At 70.9% G+C, this 21,105-nt stretch carries 1 protein-coding gene; it reads left to right on the top strand.

Annotated elements, in window-relative coordinates:
- Positions 1-131: 131 nt before the first annotated feature.
- The gene (locus AOK17_RS52150) at positions 132-21,092 is read left to right on the top strand and encodes a non-ribosomal peptide synthetase (protein ID WP_079052962.1); all 20,961 of its coding nucleotides are present in this window, start codon (positions 132-134) and stop codon (positions 21,090-21,092) included.
- Positions 21,093-21,105 lie beyond the last annotated feature (13 nt).

The raw sequence follows: 21,105 nt of genomic DNA, 5'->3' as shown, positions 1-21,105 counted from the left end.
CGGTCGCCCGATGCCCGATCGGGCGAGGGAACCGTGCCACGCGGTGCCAAAGCCGAGCGACGCGGAGTCCCGGGCAGACGACGACCGCCGCCGGCGCGAGGACGTGGCGGCGTACCGGTTCGCGATCGCGTATGTTGTCCTGCCGCCAGGACACCACAACACGCCACTATGGCCGGGAAGGTGAGGCTCGTTCCACGGGAACCGCGTGCGGTGGCGGCGTACACCGTCGGGTGGGTCCACGCCTGACTGTCCGGCGCCGTCTTCACACTTGCGATGCCCATTGCCGACCCTTCCGCCGCCACGGGCGCTCACCCCTGGACACCCGACACTTCCGGTCCGTTAACTTCTCTCGGAGAGCAGCCGTTCACCGCTCTCGCCGGGGCGGGGTGGGAGCAGGCCCGACACAGCCGCGCATCCCCCGTGCCGACGCCGTCAAGGACAGCACGGCACACTTCATCTGGGGGATGGTCCCATTGCGCTCGTTTGGCGTTTCCGCTGCGCAGGAAAGCCTGTGGCTGGCACAGAAGTTGACTCCGGACGTGCCGAACAATGTGGGCTCACGCTGGCTCATCGACGGCCCGGTCGACGAGGAGACCCTGTTCGCCGCACTTCGGGCGGTCCACCGCGAGTACGCCGCCGCGCAGGTCAACTTCCGGCAGGTGGACGAGGAGCTGCGGCAGGTGGTGCGGGAAGACGCCGCGGCCACCTGGCGACCCCTCGCCCTGGACGTCAGTGCCGAGGCCGATCCGGAGGCGGCGGCCCGGGCCCTCTCGGCCGAGATCGAGTGGCGGCCGTTCGACCTGGAGCACGACGAGTTGTTCCGGGCGGGTGTCATCAAGCTGTCCGAGTCCCGGCGTGTGCTGTTTCTGACCGCCCATCACCTGGTGATGGACGGCTACACGGGGTTCCGGCTGCTGCCGCGGCGCGTCGCCGAGTGCTACACGGCGCTCGCCGCCGGCACCCCGGTCCGGGAGTCCGTCGTCAGCGGGCCCGACCTGATCCGCGAAGAGGACGTGCGCTACCGCAATTCGCCGCAGTTCGAGCGGGACTCCCGGTTCTGGCGCGACTACCTCACCCAGGCCCCCGCACCGCTGCGGCTGCGCGGCAAGAGCGGTGCCTCGGTGCCATCCGTCACGCACTACTGCGCGACAGTGCCGCGCGCGGAGGCCGACGCATGGCTGGAGACCGCGGACGCCGACCGTGTGCCGCTGGCGGCGCTGCTGACCGCGGCGGCCGGTGTGTGCTTCCGGAACCTCGGCGGGCACCAGGAGTTCACCATCTCGACGTCGGCGTCCGGCCGCACGTCCGCCACCAGGGACACCTTCGGCTCGCAGACGAGCGTCGTCCCGCTGCGCATGGACGTGCCGTTGTCCTCCACCTTCCGGGAGCTGACCGGCGCGATGCTCGAGGAGATGAAGGAGGTGCACCGGCACGGCGCGCGCCAACTCGCCGACATCCGGCGCGAACTGCGCCTCGACGAGGCGGCCGTGGGTCCGGGCTCGGCGGTCAGTCGGTGCGGCGCCACGGTGAACGTCGCTTCCTTCATCCAGGAGCTGACCTTCGCGGGCACCAAGGCGCATCTGCTGCCCGGCTCGCCCGTGGGCGCCGTCGACGACCTGCACATCGCCCTGCACTTCGACGGGCGGCCCACCAGCGACCTGTACCTGCGCATCGACGCCAACGGCACGCTGTACAGCACCGACGACCTTCGCCGGCTGTGGACCCACCTCGTCGCGTTCCTGCGCGCCGTCCTCGCCGAGCCCGACATGCCGGTGGGCCGGATCGACGTCCTCACGCCTGAGCAACGGCAGTTGGTCCTCCACGACGTCCAAGACACGGTGGTGCCCCGCGCCGAGCTGACGATCCCCGGGCTGTTCGCGAGGCAGGCGGCACGCACCCCGGACGCCGTCGCAGTGCTGTGCGGGCCCGAGTCCCTGACGTATCGGGAACTCGACGCGCGTGCCACGCGGCTCGCGCGCGAGCTGGTGGCGCGCGGGGCGGGCCCGGAGACGCTGGTAGGGCTCGCGCTGCCGCACTCGACCCGGCTCGTGGTGGGGATGCTCGGCATCCTCAAGTCCGGCGCGGGCCTTCTGCCTGTCGGTCCGGCCTGCTCCAGCGGCCGCCTGGAACAGATCCTGTTCCAGGCGCGGCCGCTGCTGCTCCTGACCGACGCCGACACGGTGGACGCACTGCCCACCACGGACGTGCCGTGCCTGTACGCCGACGAGCTCGACCTCGACGGGCCGGGCGACCCGGAACCGGTCGCCGTGCCGCTCCGACCCGACCACATCGCATACGTCCTGTACACCTCAAAATCGACGGGTGTGCCGAAGGGCGCGACGATGACGCACGCCGCCGCCGTCAACGGCATCACGAGGATGACCGAGGCGGCGGGCATGCACGCGGGCACCTGCATTCTGGTCGGCACGTCGGTCGATTTCGATGTGCCCGTCTTCGAGATCCTCACGACACTCGGCGCGGGCGGCACCCTCCTCGTTGCGCGCGATGCCCTGGACAAGGGGGAGCACGCCGAGCCGGCGGCCACCGCGCTGAGCGCCGTGCCGTCGGTGTCGGAGGAGCTCGCCGACCGCCTGGCGGGCGCCGAGGACGTGGAGACGGTGGCGCTCGCCGATGGGCCGCTGCCCGTGCCGCTGATACGGCGCCTGCGCGAGGCGCTCCCGGACGCGCGGATCGTCAACGGCTACCGATCCATCGAGGGGGCCTTCGTCACCGTCAACTCCATGGAGGCCGAGGCCGACTGGGTCGCCACCGGGGGCACCAGGCCGCTCGGCAACGTGCGCACCTACGTCCTCGGCCCCGGCCTGATGCCCGTTCCGCCCGGTGTGGTGGGCGAGTTGTACATCGGCGGGCTCATCGGGCGCGGCTACTACAGTCTCGGAGCGCTCACCGCGGAGCGGTTCGTGGCCGACCCCTACGGTGCCCCCGGCGCGCGCATGTACCGCAGCGGCGACCTGGCCCGCTGGAACGACGACGGCCTCCTTGAGCAGGTGGGCCGTGACGACACGCAGATCAAGGTACGCGGCTTCCGCGTCGAGCCCGGTGAGGTCGAGGCCGCCCTGACCGCACACCCCGGCGTCGCCGAGGCGGCGGTGGTGGCGCGCGAGGTGGTCGGCCGGTCGGGCAGGCAGTTGGTGGCCTATGTGGTGCCGGGACTGGAGCCGGGGGCCGACGGCGCGGGCGGCGGCCTGGACACCGCCGCGCTGCGCGAGTATGCGGCCCGCCACCTGCCCGAATACATGGTGCCCTCCACCGTTGTGGCCCTCGCGCAGCTCCCACTTGCCCCGAACGGCAAGTTCGACCACAAGGCCCTGCCCGAGCCGGACTCCGGCGGTGCCGCCTACCGGGCGCCGCACACACCGGCCGAAGACATGTTGTGCGGTCTGTTCGCCGAGGTCCTGTATCTCGACCGGATCGGCGTCGACGACAACTTCTTCACGCTCGGCGGGCACTCGCTCCTGGCCACCCGCCTGGTCGGCCGCATCCGCACGACGCTGGACGCCGAGATCACGATCCGTACGGTCTACGCCGCGCCGACGGTCGCGGAGCTCGCCGCCTCCCTGCCCGACCCGGACCTGCCGCGATCGCACCCCCGGCTGCCGTCCGCCGACGAGCAGTCCGCCACCGTGCCGCTGTCGTTCGCACAGCGCCGTATGTGGTTCATCGACCGGTTCGAGGGACCGTCGGCGTTGTACAACGCCCCCATCCCGCTGCGCCTTTCGGGCGCGCTCGACGCAGCAGCCCTGGAACGGGCCATAGGCGACGTGGTGGCGCGACACGAGAGCCTGCGCACGCTGATCGGCGAGGACGGCGCGGGCGTGCCGTTCCAGCAAGTGCTGCCGGTCGCCTGCGCCCCCGTCGAGCTGCCGGTGGTGGAGGTCCCGGCGGACGCGGTCATCGACGTGCTGGAGCGGGCCGGTACACGCCCCTTCGACCTGACGGCGGAGCTCCCCGTCCGCGCGACGCTGTTCCGCTGCGGCCCCGAGGAGCACGTGCTGCTGCTGCTCATCCACCACATCGCGAGCGACGGCCTGTCCCAGGCGCCACTGTCCCGCGACCTGGCCACCGCCTACGCGGCGCGCCTCGCCGGCCGGTCTCCGGACTGGGCGGAACTGCCCATCCAGTACGCGGACTACACGCTGTGGCAGCACGAGCTGCTCGGCGACGAGGACGACCCGAACAGCCTTCAGTCGGCTCAGGTGGACTACTGGCGCAAAGAGCTCACCGGCGTTCCGCAGCCCCTCGTCCTGCCCACCGACCGGCCGCGCGCGCCGCGGGCCGGACACCGCGGCGCCGACGTGGAGTTCGCCCTCGACCCGGACGTGATGGCCGCCGTCGAAGACCTGGCGAGTGCCCACGGGGCGACGCCGGCGATGGTGCTCCAGGCTGCGCTCGCCGTGCTCCTGCACGGACTCGGCGGCGGCGATGACCTCACCATCGGCTCACCCATCGCGGGCCGCACCGACGAGCAACTGGCCGACCTCGTCGGGTTCTTCGTCAACACCTGGGTGCTGCGCGCCGACCTGTCCGGCCATCCCACTTTCACCGAGCTCCTGAAACAGACGCGGGACAAGGCCCTCGCGGCCTACGACCACCAGGACGTGCCTTTCGAGCGCCTGGTGGAAGCCCTCAACCCCGAGCGGTCCACGGCCTACTCACCGCTGTTCCAGGTCATGTTCGCCTGGCAGACCTTCAACCTCACGGGCTTCGCGCTGTCGGGGCTCGACGTGCGCTTCGAGTGGCCGCCGGTCACGACCGCGAAGTTCGACCTGTTCTTCAATCTCATCGACCTGCCGGGGCTGGGCGCGATCGGGCACCTCGAATACGCCACCGACCTGTTCGACGCCGACACGGCGCGGGCACTGGCCGGTCGCTACACCCGCCTGGTGCGACTCCTCTGCACCGACCCGTCCCGGCGCGCCGGCTCGGTCGAGTTGCTGGACGCGCACGAACAGGAGCTGGTCATCGGGCGCTTCAACGACACGGCAGCACCCGTCCCGGACCTGACCGTGCCCGCCCTCTTCGAGCGGCGGGCCGCGCAATGCCCGCAGTCCGTCGCCGTCGTCAGCGGCGACACCTCGTACACGTACCGCGAACTCGACGCTGCGGCGGACCGGCTCGCGCGGGAGCTGGTGCGGCGCGGCGTCGGCCCGGAGACTCTGGTCGGGCTCGCCCTGCCACGCTCGGCCGAGCTGGTCGTGGGCCTGCTCGGCATTCTCAAGGCGGGCGGCGCCTATCTGCCGGTCGACCCGCGCTACCCGAGCGCCCGGCTCGACTTCGTCCTGGCCGACGCCCGGCCGCATCTGCTCCTGACGAACGCGGAGGCCGCGGCCGTCCTGCCGGACTCCGGCGTCCCCCGGCTCTTCCTCGACGACGTGCCCGACGACGCCGACGGCATGCCGACACCGGTCTCCGCGACGCTCCGCCCGGACAATGTCGCGTACGTCATGTACACCTCGGGGTCGACGGGGACGCCGAAGGGCGCCGCCGTCACGCACGCCACCGTCGTCAACGGCGTCATGCGGCTCGCCGCCGCAGTGGGCGTCCACGAGCGCACCCGCATGCTGGCGGGCACATCGGTCAACTTCGACGTGTCCGTCTTCGAGATCCTCACGACGCTCTTCGCGGGCGGCACCCTCGATGTCGTCCGGGACGTCCTCAGGCTCGGCGGGGGCGGCGGCTGGCGCGGTGGTGTCATCAGCACCGTGCCCTCCGTCTTCGCCGAACTTCTTGACGAGATCGCCGCGACGACCTCCGTGGAGACGCTGGTGTTCGCGGGCGAGGCTCTGCCCGCCGCGCTGGTACGGCGCGCCCGCGCGGCCTTCCCCGGTGTCCGGGTCGTCAACGCGTACGGCCAGACGGAGTCCTTCTACGCGACCCTCTTTACCGCCGACGGCGCCACGGACACCGGCGGTATGCCCCTGGGCGGTCCGATCGGCAACATGCGCGCCTACGTCCTCGGCTCCGGGCTCGCATCTGTCCCGGTCGGAGTGGTGGGTGAGCTGTACGTTGCCGGACACATCGCGCGCGGCTACCACCACCACCCGGGCCTGACCGCCGAACGCTTCGTCGCCGACCCGTACGGCTTGCCCGGCTCCCGCATGTACCGCACCGGCGACCTCGCCCGCTGGACCCCGGAGGGACATCTGGAGTACGCGGGCCGCACCGACACTCAGGTCAAGATGCGCGGCTTCCGCATCGAACCCGGCGAGGTCGAGGTCGCCCTCACTGCACACCCTCAGGTCGCCCAGGCGGTGGTCGTCGTCCGGGACACGGCCGGGAGCAAGCAGCTCGTCGGGTACGTGGTGCCCAGCAGCCGGACAGTGCGGGAGGACTCCGTCGACCTGCTGGCCGGGATCGGCGCCCAGGAGCTGCGGGCCGCCGTGGCGCGGCGGCTTCCGGACTTCATGGTGCCGTCGGCGTTCGTGGTCCTCGACCGGCTTCCGCTCACCCCGAACGGCAAGGTGGACCGGACGGCGCTGCCCGAGCCTAAGGTCACCGGCCGCACGTACCGGGCGCCGCGCACCGCGCACGAGAAGGCGCTCGCCGCGGTGTTCGCCGAGGTCCTGGGCCTGGAGCGGGTGGGGCTCGACGACGACTTCTTCGCGTCGGGCGGCGACAGCATCCGCTCGCTCCAGGTCGTCTCGAGGGCCCGCGCCAGGGACGTCGAGATCACTCCGAAGCTGATTTTTGAATGGCGGACCGTGGCGGCGCTCGCCGAGGCCGCGACCACGATCACCACGGCCGACGGGTCCGGCGGGGCAGACGAGGACGCCGGCGACGACTCGGTCGTACCGCTGCTGCCGATCGCGCGGCATCTGCTCGACGCGGGCGGCGGATACGAGCGGTTCGCGATGGCGATGGCGGTGGAGCTGCCCGAGGGCATCGACGAGGCGGGCCTGCACGCGACGCTGGCCGCCGTGTGCGCGCACCACCCTGTACTGCGCGCACGGCTTGCCACCGCTGGCGAGGACTTCGCCCGGCACGGCGACGGCGAGCACCAGCCGGTTCTCCTCGTCGAGGACCCGGCCGCCCTCGAGGTGGCCGCCCTTGTGCGACGTACGGCATGGGAGGCCCCCGGCGTAGCGGCCGCCTGGGAGGAACTGGTCGCGGCCGAGCTGGAGTCGGCTGCCGGTCGCCTCGACCCGCGCGGCGGGGTCATGGCCCAGTTCGTGTGGTTCGATCCAATGCTCGCGGAGCGGGCCACGGCGCCCGGCACGCGAGGTCGGCTGCTCATCGTCCTGCACCACATGGTGGTCGACGGCGTGTCCTGGCGCATCCTGCTGCCGGACCTCGCCGCCGCCTGGGCGCAGGTGCGCGACGACCGCATCCCGCGCCTGCCCGGGGCGGGCACCGCGCCGGGCCGCTGGGCGCGCGCCCTCACCCGCGACGCGCACTCCGCCGAGCGGCTCGCCGAACTGCCCCTGTGGCGTTCGGTCCTCGACGGCCCCGATCCACTCCTTGGCGCCCGGGACCTCGACCCCGAGGCGGACACCCGCACCACGCTCGAACACCTGCGGATCGGCCTGTCCGCCGAGGCGACCGAGAAGCTGCTCACCGCGCTCCCGGCCGCGTACGGCGGCGGGGTGAACGACGGGCTGCTCACGGCCCTTTCGATGGCGGTCGCGCGCTGGCGCCGGGACCGCGGCGTGGACGCATCAACGACGTTGGTCAAGCTGGAGGGGCACGGGCGCGAGGAGACTGTGGTGCCGGGCGCCGACCTCTCCCGCACGCTGGGCTGGTTCACGACCGTGTTCCCGGTCCGCCTCGACGTCGCCGGCCACGACCTGGACAACGCATTCGCGGGCGGCCCGGCTGCGGGCGCGCTCGTCAAGGACGTCAAGGAGCGGCTGCGGGCCCTACCCGACAAGGGCCTCGGCTACGGCCTCCTTCGCCACCTCAACCCGGAGGCCGGGGCCGAACTCGACCGGTACTCCGCGGGCCAGATCGGCTTCAACTACCTGGGCCGCTTCGGGGCCACGGACATGCCCGAAGACCTGCGCGGCCTGGGCTTCACCCCGGTCGGCGACCTGACCGCGCCGCGCACCATGGACATCCCCGCCATGTCCACTCTGGAGATCAACGCGGCGGTCCTCGACAGCGGCGCCGGGGCCTGTCTGGAGACCGACTTCGCCTACCCGCCCGGCGTGCTCGGCCGCGCCGAGGTGAGCGAGCTCGCCGGGCTGTGGCGCACCGCGCTCGAAGCCCTGGCCCTGCACGCAGCCGGTCCGGACGCGGGCGGGCTCACGCCCTCCGACCTGCCGCTGGTCGCGGCCACGCAAGCGGACATCGACGGATGGGAGCGCCGCTACCCCGGCCTGGTGGACGTCTGGCCGCTGACGGCCCTGCAGTCGGGTCTGCTGTTCCACACGGAGCTCAGCGGCGATGCCTGGGACCCGTACCAGATGCAGCTGACGTTCCAGGTCTCCGGGCACGTCGACGCGGAACGTCTCCGGGCCGCCGGGCAGGCACTGCTGGACCGGCACGCGAGCCTGCGCGCCGCCTTCACGACCGACACCGCGGGCAACCGAGTCCAGGTCATCACTCCGGCAGGTGTCGGCCTCCCCTGGCGGGAGCTCGATTTGAGGGCACTGCCCGACCAGGAGCGCGACGAGGCCGTCGCCGCCTTCCTCGCCGACGACCACGCGGAGGCCTTCACGCCCGAGACGCCGCCGCTGCTGCGCTTGTCCCTGGTCCGCACGGGCGAGCTGCGCGCGGACGTGGTCCTGACAGTCAGTCACGTCCTGCTCGACGGCTGGTCACTGCCACTCCTGATGCGGGAGCTGCTCTTCCTGTACGGGTCCGGGGGAGACCCGTCGGTGCTGCCTCGCCTCCGCCCGTTCCGGGACTTCCTGCGCTGGCTCGACCGGCAGGACAAGGACGCGACGGCACGTGCCTGGGCGGCGGAGCTGGACGGTGTGCGCGAGCCGACACTGCTGCTGCCGGACGCCGTGTCAGGCCGGGGAGACCGGCACGCCGTCGGCAGCACGGGCATCGGGCAGGCCGAGGTCGGCCTCTCCCCGGACGAGGCCCGGGAGCTGTCCCGGCAGGCCGCCGAGCTCGGCGTCACCGTCAACACGCTCGTCCAGGGCGCGTGGGCGGTCCTGCTCGGGCAGCTGACGGGCCGTCAAGAAGTGGTGTTCGGCGCGACCGTGTCGGGCCGCCCGCCGCAGGTGCCGGGATCCGAAGCGATGCTCGGCATGTTCATCAACACCCTTCCCGTACGGGTCCACTGCACCCCCGGCGCACCTCTCGCGCAGGTTCTGACCACGCTCCAGGAGCGGCAGGCCGCGCTGCTCGACCACCATCACCAGGGACTGACGGAGCTGCACCAGACGCTCGGCCTGCCGACGCTCTTCGACACCCTGGTGGTCTTCCAGTCGTACCCCGTGGACCGGGCCGGGATCGTGGAGGCACACACCGCTGCAGGCATCGAGGTCACCGGCATCCGCCCGGTCACAGGCACCCACTACCCGCTGACCGTCATGGCAGAGTCCAGCCCGCACCTGCGGCTCTCCCTCCACTACCAGCACGCACTCTTCGATCCGTCCGCCGCGCACACGGTCGCGGAGCGCTTCCTGCGCGTGCTGCGCCGGATCGCGGACGACCCGCGGCAGCCGGTCGCCTCGGCCGACATCCTGGGGCCGGACGAACGCGCCCTGCTGATCGGCACATCAATGGGCGCGGCGACACTCGCTCCGGTGCCGGAGACGACGGTCGCGGACCTCTTCGAGCGGCAGGCGGCGGCGACTCCGGACGCGGTGGCGGTGGTGTGCGACGGCGCTTCGGCGACGTACGCGGAGATCGACGCCCGGGCCGATCACCTCGCCCGGGAGCTGACCTCGCGTGGGGCCGGCCCGGAGACCGTGGTGGCCGTGTCCCTGCCCCGCACCCCCGACCTGATCGTGGCCCTCCTGGCCGTCTTCAAAGCGGGCGCCGCCTATCTGCCGATCGACCCCAAGTACCCCGGCGACCGCCTGGACCTCATCCTGAGCGACGCCGCGCCCGCCCTGCTCCTCACCGACACGGCGACGGCGGACGTGCTGCCCGCCACCGACGCGCCCGTCCTGCTCCTCGACACCGTCGACCTCGCGGAGCTTCCGGCGACCGGCCTCGCCGACAGGGTCCGTCCGGGTCCGGCGGCCTTGGCGTACGTGATGTACACCTCGGGCTCCACCGGCACCCCCAAGGGCGTGCTCCTGGACCACGCCACCGTCGTCAACGGCATCCGCCACCTCGCCGACCACACCGGCATCACAGCGGGCTCCCGCGTCCTGGCCGCTGCCTCCGTCAACTTCGACGTCTCCGTGTTCGAGACCTTCACCACCCTGTGCCATGGCGGGATCCTCGACCTCGCCCAAGACGTCCTGGAACTGGCCGAACGCGACACCTGGCACGGCAGTGTCATCAGCACAGTGCCCTCCGCCTTCGCCGAACTCATCGACCGGATCACCGACAAGACGTCCGTGGAGACCCTCGTCTTCGCCGGCGAGGCACTGCCCGCCGCGCTCGTGCGACGCACCCGCGAGGCGTTCCCGAATGTCCGGATCGTCAACGCCTACGGCCAGACGGAGTCGTTCTACGCCACCACATTCACCACCGACGGCACCGGAAGGAGCAGCACCGCGATCGGTACCCCGCTGCCCAACATGCGCACCTACGTGCTGGGTCCCGGTCTCACCCCGGCCCCGAAGGACGTGGTGGGCGAGCTGTACGTCGCCGGGCAACTGGCTCGCGGCTACCATCACCGCCCGGGCCTGACCGCCGAGCGCTTCGTCGCCGACCCCTACGGCCCGCCCGGCTCCCGCATGTACCGCACCGGTGACCTCGCCCGCTGGAACGACAGCGGACATCTGGAGTACGCGGGCCGCTCCGACACTCAGGTCAAGGTGCGCGGCTTCCGTATCGAACCCGCCGAGGTCGAGGCCGCTCTCACCGCACATCCGGACGTCGGGCAGGCGGCTGTCATCGCTCGTGACTCGGGCGGCACCGCCGGCGTCCGTCTGCTCGCGTACGTGGTTCTGGCGGGCACCGTCGACGTCACGGCTCTGCGCGCGTTCTCGGCGGCCCGGCTGCCCGAGTTCATGGTGCCGTCGGCGTTCGTCGTTCTCGATCAGCTGCCGCTCGCGCCCAACGGCAAGCTGGACCACAAAGCCCTGCCCGAACCGCGGCTCGACGGCGAGGCCTACCGTGCGCCGCGCACCTCCCGCGAGAGGGTCCTGGCGGACCTCTTCGCACAGGTCCTGGGCGTGGACCGGGTCGGCGTCGACGACAACTTCTTCACGCTGGGCGGGCACTCGCTGCTCGCCACGCGTCTCACCGGGCGCATCCGTACAGAACTCGGAGTGGAACTGCCGATCCGCGCGGTGTTCGACGCCCCCACGGTCGCCGAGCTGGCACGGGAGCTCGCGACGGACCTCGACGTCCGGACGCCGCTGCGACGCCGGTCGAACCGCCCCAGCCAGGTTCCGCTGTCGTACGCGCAGCGCCGGCTGTGGTTCATCGACCGGTTCGAGGGCCCTTCGGCGACGTACAACATCCCGCTGACGCTGTGCCTGACCGGCGATCTGGACGTGGCCGCGCTGACGGCGGCGCTGGGAGACGTGGTGGCGCGCCACGAGAGCCTGCGCACGCTGATTGCGGAGGACGGCGACGGCAATCCGCACCAGGTGGTGCTTCCCGTCGTGGAGTCCCGTCCGGACGTGCCGGTCGTGACGGTCGGCGCGGCGGAGGTCGCGGCGGCCGTGGACGAGGCGGCCCGACAGCCCTTCGACCTCGCCGCGGACATACCGCTGCGGGCCCGTCTGCTGCGCCGCGACGCCACGGATCACCTCCTGTGCCTGGTGCTGCATCACATCGCCGGTGACGGCCAGTCGATGGCGCCGCTACTGCGCGAGTTCGCCGCCGCCTATGCTGCTCGGCTCGCGGGCCGCGCACCCCAACTGCCGCCGCTGCCGGTGCAGTACACCGACTACACGCTGTGGCAGCACGACCTGCTCGGTGACGCCGACGACCCGCACAGCGCCCTGGCACGTCAGTGCGCGTACTGGAAGGCGGAGTTGGCGGACGTCCCGCAGCCGCTGCGCCTGCCGACCGACCGGCTGCGACCGGCGGTGGCGAGCCACCGCGGCGACCAGCTCGACTTCACCCTCGACGCGGAGCTCCTGGATGCCGTCGAGAGGCTGGCCCGCGAGCGTGAGGCGACGACGCCCATGGTGATGCAGGCGGCGCTCGCTGTGTTGCTGCACCAGCTGGGCGCGGGGGACGACATCCCCATCGGTTCCCCCATCGCGGGCCGCACCGACGCCGCGCTCGACGGCCTGATCGGCTTCTTCGTCAACACCTGGGTGCTGCGAGCCGACCTGTCGGGCCACCCCACATTCGCGGACCTGCTGGATCGGGTCCGGAACGAGGCGCTGTCCGCGTACGACCACCAGGACGTTCCGTTCGAGCGCCTGGTGGAGCTGCTCAACCCGGAGCGTTCGACAGCGCACCACGCGCTGTTCCAGGTGATGCTCGCCTGGCAGAACATCGACCAGGCAGGCCTTGGCCTGCCTGGCCTGCGGGTCACCCCCGTCCCGGCGAACACCGGCACCGCGAAGTTCGACCTGTTCTTCAACATGGCCCCTGACCCTTCCGGGGGTGCGTACGGGCAGCTCGAGTACGCGACGGACCTGTTCGACCACGCCACGGCCGAGGGTCTCGTCGACCGCTTTGTGCGGGTACTGCGGCAGGTGGTCACCGATCCTGGGACGCAGCTCGGGGCGGTGGACGTGCTCACCAGCGGCGAACGGGACTGGTTGACACAGCTCAACGAGACGACGGTGCCGGTGCCGGGGGCGACGGTGCCGGAGCTGGTCGCCGCCCAGGCGGCGCGGACACCGGACGCGGTGGCGGTGGTATCCGGGCAGACCACCCTTTCGTACGGGGAACTGGAGGCCCGCGCCGATCGGCTGGCCCTGGTGTTGCGTGAGCGGGGGACCGGGCCGGATGTCCTGGTGGCCGTGGCCCTGCCGCGGTCGGCGGACCTGGCAGTCGCACTCCTTGCTGTACTCAAGGCAGGCGGCGCATACCTGCCGATCGACCCCAACCATCCGGCCGCGCGTATGGACCTTCTGCTCAACACGGCCGATCCGGCGCTGGTGCTGACCGATGGGGAGACGGCGGCGACTCTGCCGGAGTGCCGAGTGCCGGTACTCCACCTCGACGACCTGGACCTCGAAGGCCCTCCGGTCCAAGCCCCGGTCACAGGTGTCAGGCCGGACAACCTGGCCTACGTGATGTACACGTCGGGGTCGACAGGAGTCCCCAAGGGCGTCGCCATCACCCACGCCAGTGTGGTGAACGGCGTGCGGGATCTGGGTCGGATCGCGCATGTCGAGTCCGGTTCCCGGATGCTCGCGGCGACGTCGGTGAACTTCGATGTGTCGGTGTTCGAGATATTCACCGCGCTGACTTCCGGGGCGACTGTCGAGATCGTCCGTGACGTCCTCGAACTCGGAGAGCGTGGCAGTTGGTCGGGCGCCACCATCAGTGCCGTGCCCGCAGTGTTTTCCGCACTGCTCGACGAGATCGGCACCGACGGCCAGGGCAGCCTTGAACTTGATGTGGAAACCGTCGTGTTCGCTGGTGAAGCGCTCTCGGCGGATCTGGTCGACAGGGTTTGCGACACCTTGCCCGGGGTCCGTGTCGTCAACGCGTATGGGCAGACCGAGAGTTTCTACGCGTCGACGATGACGCTCCCGCGGAATTCGGCTGGAACCGGTGCGACACCTATCGGAAGGCCGCTGGCGAACATGCGCGCCTACGTTCTGGGGCCGGAACTGACCCCGGTCGCGACTGGCGTGGTCGGTGAACTGTATGTCGCGGGCCTGGTCGCCCGTGGTTACTACGGGAGCGGCGGGGCGACTGCGGAGCGGTTTGTGGCGTGTCCGTTCGGGCCTGTCGGCGCGCGGATGTACCGCACCGGTGACCTGGCGCAGTGGGACAGGAACGGTCAGCTGAAGTACGAGGGACGAGCCGACACGCAGGTCAAGGTGAACGGCATCCGTGTCGAGCCGACCGAGATCGAGGCGGTCCTCGCCGGGCACCCGGCGGTCAGCCAGGCGGCGGTGAGGGTTTGGGCCGACCACAACGGCAACAGGCGGCTCGCGGGCTACGTGGTCCCGATGGGCAGCAGCACCGGGGTCGGCGACTTCGCTTTGGACGCCAGTGTTTCGGTGGCGGATCTGAGGCGGTTCGTGGCCGGGCGGCTGCCGGACTACATGGTGCCCGCCCAACTGGTGGTGCTCGACCGGCTGCCGCTGACCCCGAGCGGCAAGCTGGACCGGGCGGCGTTGCCTGAACCGGAGTTCGCGGGCGGTGAGTACCGGGCGCCGCGCAGTGAGGCGGAGCGGGTGCTCGCCGAGGTGTACGCGGACGTACTTGATGCCCAACGGGTGGGGATCGACGACGACTTCTTCGCCAGCGGCGGGGACAGCATTCGTTCCATCCAGGTCGTCGCGCGGACCAAGGCGCGCGGTGTGGTGGTCAGCGCGCGGGAGGTCTTCGAGCAGCGTACGGTCGCCCGGCTCGCGGAGCTGGTCGGGGGCCGGGCGGAAGAAGAGCGCGCGACGTTGGCCGAGCTGCCGGATGGTGGGGTGGGCTGGGCTCCGCTGCCGCCGACGGCGGCGCACGTGCTTGGGCTCGGTGGTGGTATCGGCCGGTTCTGTATGTCCGCGATGCTCACGTTGCCGGGGGACATCGATCGTGCGGGGCTGGTCGCGACGTTGCAGGCTGTTCTGGACCGGCACGACGTGCTGCGCTCCCGCCTCGACCGGAAGCGGCCGGGCCTGCGGACGGGGCCGGTGGGCAGTGTGGATGCCGGTGCTCTGGTGCGGGAAGCTCCCCACGCCGATGCTGATGTGCAGGCCGAGCTGGATGCGGCCGCGGGCCGGTTGGACCCGGACGCGGGGGTGATGGCGCAGTTCGTGTGGTTCACCTCCGGCACGGATGCGGGCCGGTTGCTGGTCGTGCTGCACCACCTGGTCGTCGACGGGGTGTCGTGGCGAATCCTGGTACCGGACCTGGTGTCCGCCTGGCAGCGGGTCCGAGCTGGCGGCGACCCGGAACGGGCAGGAGTGGGTACGTCGTCGCGCCGGTGGGTGCACGCGCTCGCGGAGGAGGCGGCCGCCCCGGAGCGGGTGGCGGAACTGCCGGTGTGGCAGCAGATCCTGGCCGGGGACGAGCCCACGCTGGGGGCGCGGGAGCTGGACCGGGCGCGCGATGTCGCGGCCACCGTTGACACGGTCCGCGTCCAGGTGCCGGCGGATGTCACGGAAACCGTGCTGAACCAGCTGCCTGCGGTGTTCCGCGGCGGCGCCGACGGCGGTCTGCTGGCAGGGCTGGCACTGGCCCTGGCCCGTTGGCGCCGCACGCGGGGCCTGCTTGCGGGACCCTCGACGCTGGTCCGGCTGGAAGGACACGGGAGGGAAGAGCATCTGGTGCCCGGCGCGGACCTCTCCGGGACGGTCGGCTGGTTCACCGCGATGTACCCGGTGCGCCTGGACCTGACCGGTATCGACGTGGCGGACGCCTTCGCCGGTGGTCCGGCCGCCGGGCGGGCGATCAAGGCCGTCAAGGAGCAACTGCGGGCGGTACCCGATGCAGGCATGGGCTACGGACTGCTGCGCCACCTCAACCCCGACACCGCTGCCGCGCTGGCCGGGCAGCGGGAACCCCAGATCGGGTTCAACTACCTCGGCCGGACCTCTGGCGCGGACATCCCCGAGGAACTGCGCGGCCTGGGCTGGGGCCCGGACACCACGCACCGGGACCTGGTCGCCGCGCCGGACGGCGACATGCCGGTGCTGTCGGCACTGGAGATCAACGCGGTTGCCACCAACGCCCGCAGCGGTGACGAGCTGACCGCCTACTTCGCCTTCCCGACCGGTGTGCTCTCCCGCGACGAGGTGACCGAACTGGCCGAGCTGTGGGTCCAGGCGCTCACCGCTCTGGCCCGGCACGCCACCACACCCGATGCCGGCGGGCTCACCCCGACCGACGCTCCTCTGGTCGACGTACGCCAGGAGGAGATCGAGACCTGGGAGGCCCAGCTCGGCAAGTTGGCCGCGGTGTGGCCGGCGATCCCTGCGCAGTCCGGGCTCCTGTTTCAGTCGATGCTGGCCGGGGCGCAGTTCGACGCCTACCACATGCAGTTGGTGTTCCATCTGTCCGGTGCGGTCGATCCGGAGCGGATGCGCCGGGCGGGGCAGGCACTGCTGGACCGCTACCCCAGCCTCCGTGCGGCGTTCGTCAACCGCGCGGACGGCGATGTCGTACAGGTGATACCGGAGGCGGCGACACTGCCGTGGCAGCACCTCGACCTGACCGCGGCCGACGAGACGGAGCGCACCGAGACCTTCGAGCGGCTCCTCGTCCAGGACCGGACAACCCACTTCGAGGTGGACACCCCGCCACTGATCCGGCTGGCACTGGCCGTCCTCGAACCAGACCGGGCGGAACTCGTGCTGACCGCCCACCACGTGCTCTTCGACGGCTGGTCCACGCCCTTGCTCATGCGGGACCTGCTTCTGCTCTACGCCTCCAACGGCGACCCGGCCGATCTGCCCGCGATTCCCGACTACGGCGACTTCCTGTCCTGGCTCACCCGGCAGGACCACCAGGAATCCGCACGCGTGTGGGCGGCCGAACTCGACGGCGTGCAGGAGCCCACTCTGCTCATGCCGAACACAGGGACCCAGCATGATTCCGCGGGCATCGGAAACCTCGAAGTGGCATTCGAGGACAAGCACGGCCTGTCGCGCCTGGCCGCACGGCTCGGTGTCACGCTCAACACCCTCGTGCAGGGCGCCTGGGCCGTGCTCCTGGCGAACCTGACCGGGCAGTCCGACATCCTCTTCGGCGCCACCGTGTCCGGCCGCCCGCCGACGGTGAAGGACGTCGACGACATGGTCGGGCTGTTCATCAACACCGTCCCCGTACGGGTGCACTGCGAACGGCAGGAGACCTTCGCCGACCTGCTCACCGACTTGCAGGCCCGACAGGCGCCCTTGCTCGACCATCACCACCACAGCCTCGCGGAGATCCAACAGGCCGCTGGGCTGAGCACACTGTTCGACACACTCGTCGTGTTCGAGTCGTTCCCCGTCGACCGGGAAGCCATCGGCGAGGCCAACTCCTCAGCCGGTGTCGCCATCACCGGGCTGCGCCCCCTTGCGGGCACGCACTACCCGGTCATCCTGGCCGCCGGGACCGATCCACAGCTGCAGATGGCCCTGCAGTACCAGCAAGACGTCCTGGACCACGACGCGGCGGCCGACATCGCCGACCGGTTCGTGCGCGTGCTGCGGCAAGTGGTCGCCGATCCGTCGGTGCCGGTCGGGGCGATCGAGGTGCTGGCGGAGGACGAGCGGGACTGGCTGGTGCGGCGGGTCAACGACACCGCGCATCCGATGGCTGCGGGCACGCTGCCGGAGACGTTCGAGGCGCAGGTGGAGCGCACTCCGGACGCGGTCGCGGTGACAGCCGATGACGAGACGCTGACCTACGGGGAGTTCAACCGGCGTGCCAACCAGCTGGCGCACTGGCTGGTCGAACAGGGCGCAGGCCCCGAGCAGCTGGTGGCCGTGCGTATCCCTCGCTCCGTCGATCTGCTGGTGGCGATCTACGCCGTGGTCAAGGCTGGTGCGGCCTATGTGCCGGTCGATATCGACCTGCCCGAGGAGCGAGTCCAGCACGTGCTCAACGGTGCGAAGCCGCTGCTGATGCTGGACGAGGCGCTTCCGGACGTCTCCGGGTACTCGGAGACAAACCCGGAGCGTGTGCTGTCGCCGGACAATGCCGCGTATGTCATCTTCACTTCCGGGTCCACGGGTGGTCCGAAGGGTGTGCAGGTGTCGCACCGGTCGATCATGAACCGGATCAGGTGGGGTCTGGAGCACTTCGACGTGACGGTCGAGGATCGGATGCTGGTGAGCACGTCGGCGAGCTTCGACGTGTCGGTGCCCGAGCTGTTCGCGCCGCTGCAGGTGGGTGCGGCTGTGGTCGTCGCGCGTCCGGACGGACGCCGGGATCCGGCGTACCTGGGGGAGTTGATACGGCGGGAGCGGGTGACCGGCGCGGACTTTGTGCCTTCGCTGCTGGAGGCGTTCGTCGCCGAGCCCTCGGCGCAGGAGTGCACGAGTCTGCGCTGGATCGAGGTCGCGGGCGAGGTCTTCCCGGCCACACTGGCCAACAAGGTCAGCAACCTGCTGCCCGACTGCGGCGTGCACAACCTGTACGGGCCCACTGAGGCATCGGTGGAGGTCACCGGCTGGCAGCACGTGCCCGGCGCGGACCGAGTACCGATCGGCGCACCGATCTGGAACGCGCAGGTGTATGTACTGGATTCGGCGCTGCGTCCCGTCGCGCCTGGGGTGGCCGGTGAGCTGTATCTGGCTGGTGTGGGTCTGGCGCGGGGTTACCTCGGGCAGGCTGCTCTGACCTCGGAGCGGTTTGTGGCCTGTCCCTTCGGCGAGCCCGGTGCGCGGATGTACCGCTCGGGGGACGTGGTGCGGTGGAACAAGGAGGGTCAGGTCGAGTACATCGGCCGCACCGACGACCAGGTCAAAATTCGTGGGTTCCGCATCGAGCTGGGCGAGATCGAGCATGCGCTCAACGGGCATCCCGGCGTGGCGCAGGCGGTGACGGTGGTGCGCGAGGACCAGAAGGGCGACAAGCGCCTCGTAGCGTATGTGGTGCCTGATCCTGGCGCGGCAGCGGCAACCGATGCCGGTGCTCAGGTGGATGAGTGGCGCGACGTCTACGACGACACTTACGCCGACTCCGGCGACGGAGTGTGGGGCGAGGACTTCCAGGGCTGGAACTCCAGTTACACAGGTGAGCCGATTCCGCTGGAGCAGATGCGGGAATGGCGGGATGCGGCGGTGGCGCAGGTGCTGCGGTTCGGGCCGCGGCGGGTGCTGGAGATCGGTGTGGGTTCCGGTCTGCTCCTCGCCAAGATCGTCGGTGAGGTCGAGGAGTACTGGGGCACGGACATCTCCGCCACGGTCGTGGACCGGGTCCGGGCGCAGGCCGAGCAGGCCGGCCACGGCGACCGCGTCCACCTGAGTGCCCAGGCGGCCCATGACAAGTCCGGGCTGCCTCAAGGCGGATTCGACAGCGTCGTACTCAACTCGGTAGTGCAGTATTTCCCCAGCGCCGACTACCTGGACCAAGTCCTGTGCCAGGCCATGGACCTCCTCGCGCCGGGAGGCCGTGTCATCGTCGGTGACGTCCGCAACGCCTCGACCCTGCGCCTTCTGCAAACCGCGGTACAGCGGGCAGCACACCCTCGCGCGTCACGCGAGGAAGTGCGGGCGTTGGTGGAACAAGCCCTGCTCGCCGAGCGGGAATTGGTGGTCGCCCCGGAGTGGTTCGTCGAATGGGTGGCAGACCGGCCCGTCGGGGTCGACGTCCGGCTCAAGCCCGGACAGGCGCACAACGAACTGACCCGGCACCGCTACGAAGTCATCCTCCACAAACAACCCACCGACATGTTCGACCTGACCCGTGTGCCCACGGTGCCGTGGGGCCGGGAGGTATCTGACCTGGCCGGCCTCGGCGGCTGCGTGGACCGGGCCGACGACGGCCCGGTGCGCGTGACCGGGATACCCAACGCACGGCTCGCGCAGGAGGCCTCCGCCGGCGTGCTGCGTGCGGACACCCCCTTGGGCGAGCCGGTCGATCCGGACGACCTCGCCGCATGGGCACGGCAGCAGGGCCGGGACGCAGTCATCACCTGGTCGGGCGAGACCGCTCACAACTTCGATGCGGTCCTCCTACCTGAACAGGGGACCGGACAGCGGCCCGTCTCCGGAGGATTCGTCCCCAGCGCAGCGGTCGCGCGGACCACCCGGGCGAACAACCCCGCCCTTGCCAAGACCGTCGGCCCCCTGCTCGCGGAACTCCGCCAACACCTCCGCGCACACCTGCCGGACTACATGGTCCCGGCCATGGTGGTACCGCTCTCGGAACTCCCGCTGAACACGGCCGGCAAGGTCGACCGGCGGGCACTGCCGTCAAAGCACACGACCACCGTGAGCAAGCGAGGGCCGCGCAACTCCCATGAAGAGAAGCTGTGTGCCCTCTTCAGCGAGCTGCTCGGCCTGGAACGGGTCGGCATCGACGACAGCTTCTTCGAGCTTGGCGGACACTCCCTGCTCGCCACCCGCCTCAGCGCCCGCATTCTCAAGCAGTTCGGCGTCGACATACCCCTCAGGGCGATCACCGAGCACCCCACGGTGGCCGATCTGGCCGCTCTGGGGCTCGTCGGCGGCACTCCTGACGACCGCGCCGACTCGTTCGCGGTCGTGCTGCCGCTGAACAGGGATCCCGGCACGGGCAAGCCGCCGGTGTGGTTCTTCCACGGAGGCGGCGGCCTCGGCTGGCCGTACTTCACCTTCGCGCCGCACCTGGACCGGCCGGCCTACGCCCTGCAGTCCCGCGGATCCAACGGCAAGGACCCAGTGGCGGGCTCGGTGCAGGAGATGATCGACGACTACCTCACCCAGATTCTCAGGACCCAGCCGGGAGGGCCGTACTACCTGATCGGCTGGTCTTTCGGCGGTCCGGTCGCGCACGCCGTCGCGGAGGCACTGGACCGGCGTGGGCACGAGGTCGCCCTCCTGGCCGTCCTTGATACCCAGCCGGCGACCCCCGATCCGGAGAGCGGGTTCAAGCAAGTGGCCGGCAAGACGGCGGCGGAGTACAGGGCGGCGGTCGAGGACGTTCTCAGGGAGGCGATGAGCACCGACAACCTGGACAGCTTCCTAGAGAACATGTCGAACGTTGGCGCCAACAACCTGAACAGGATGGCCACGTTCGAGTCACCGGTCTACCGCGGCGATCTGCTGTATTTCAACGCGACGTTGGACAAGACCGAGGAGACGACATCGTACGGGCCCGGCTGGCGGCCATACGTCCTCGGCTCCCTGGAGGAGTACGACGTTGAGGCCACGCACCACGACCTGCACATGCCCAAGCCCGCGGGCCAAATCATGAAGGTCATCACCCGCAAGCTGGCGGAGGAGTGACGGGGGAAGGCGC

Origin of the sequence: Streptomyces phaeochromogenes, assembly GCF_001418655.1 — a bacterium.
Lineage (GTDB): Bacteria > Actinomycetota > Actinomycetes > Streptomycetales > Streptomycetaceae > Streptomyces > Streptomyces phaeochromogenes.
This window is presented reverse-complemented; position numbering and strand designations above follow the sequence as displayed.

Excerpts from the sequence above, each read along its gene's own strand:
- AOK17_RS52150 (WP_079052962.1), top strand. The coding sequence starts at position 132 with ATGTTGTCCTGCCGCCAGGACACCACAACACGCCACTATGGCCGGGAA.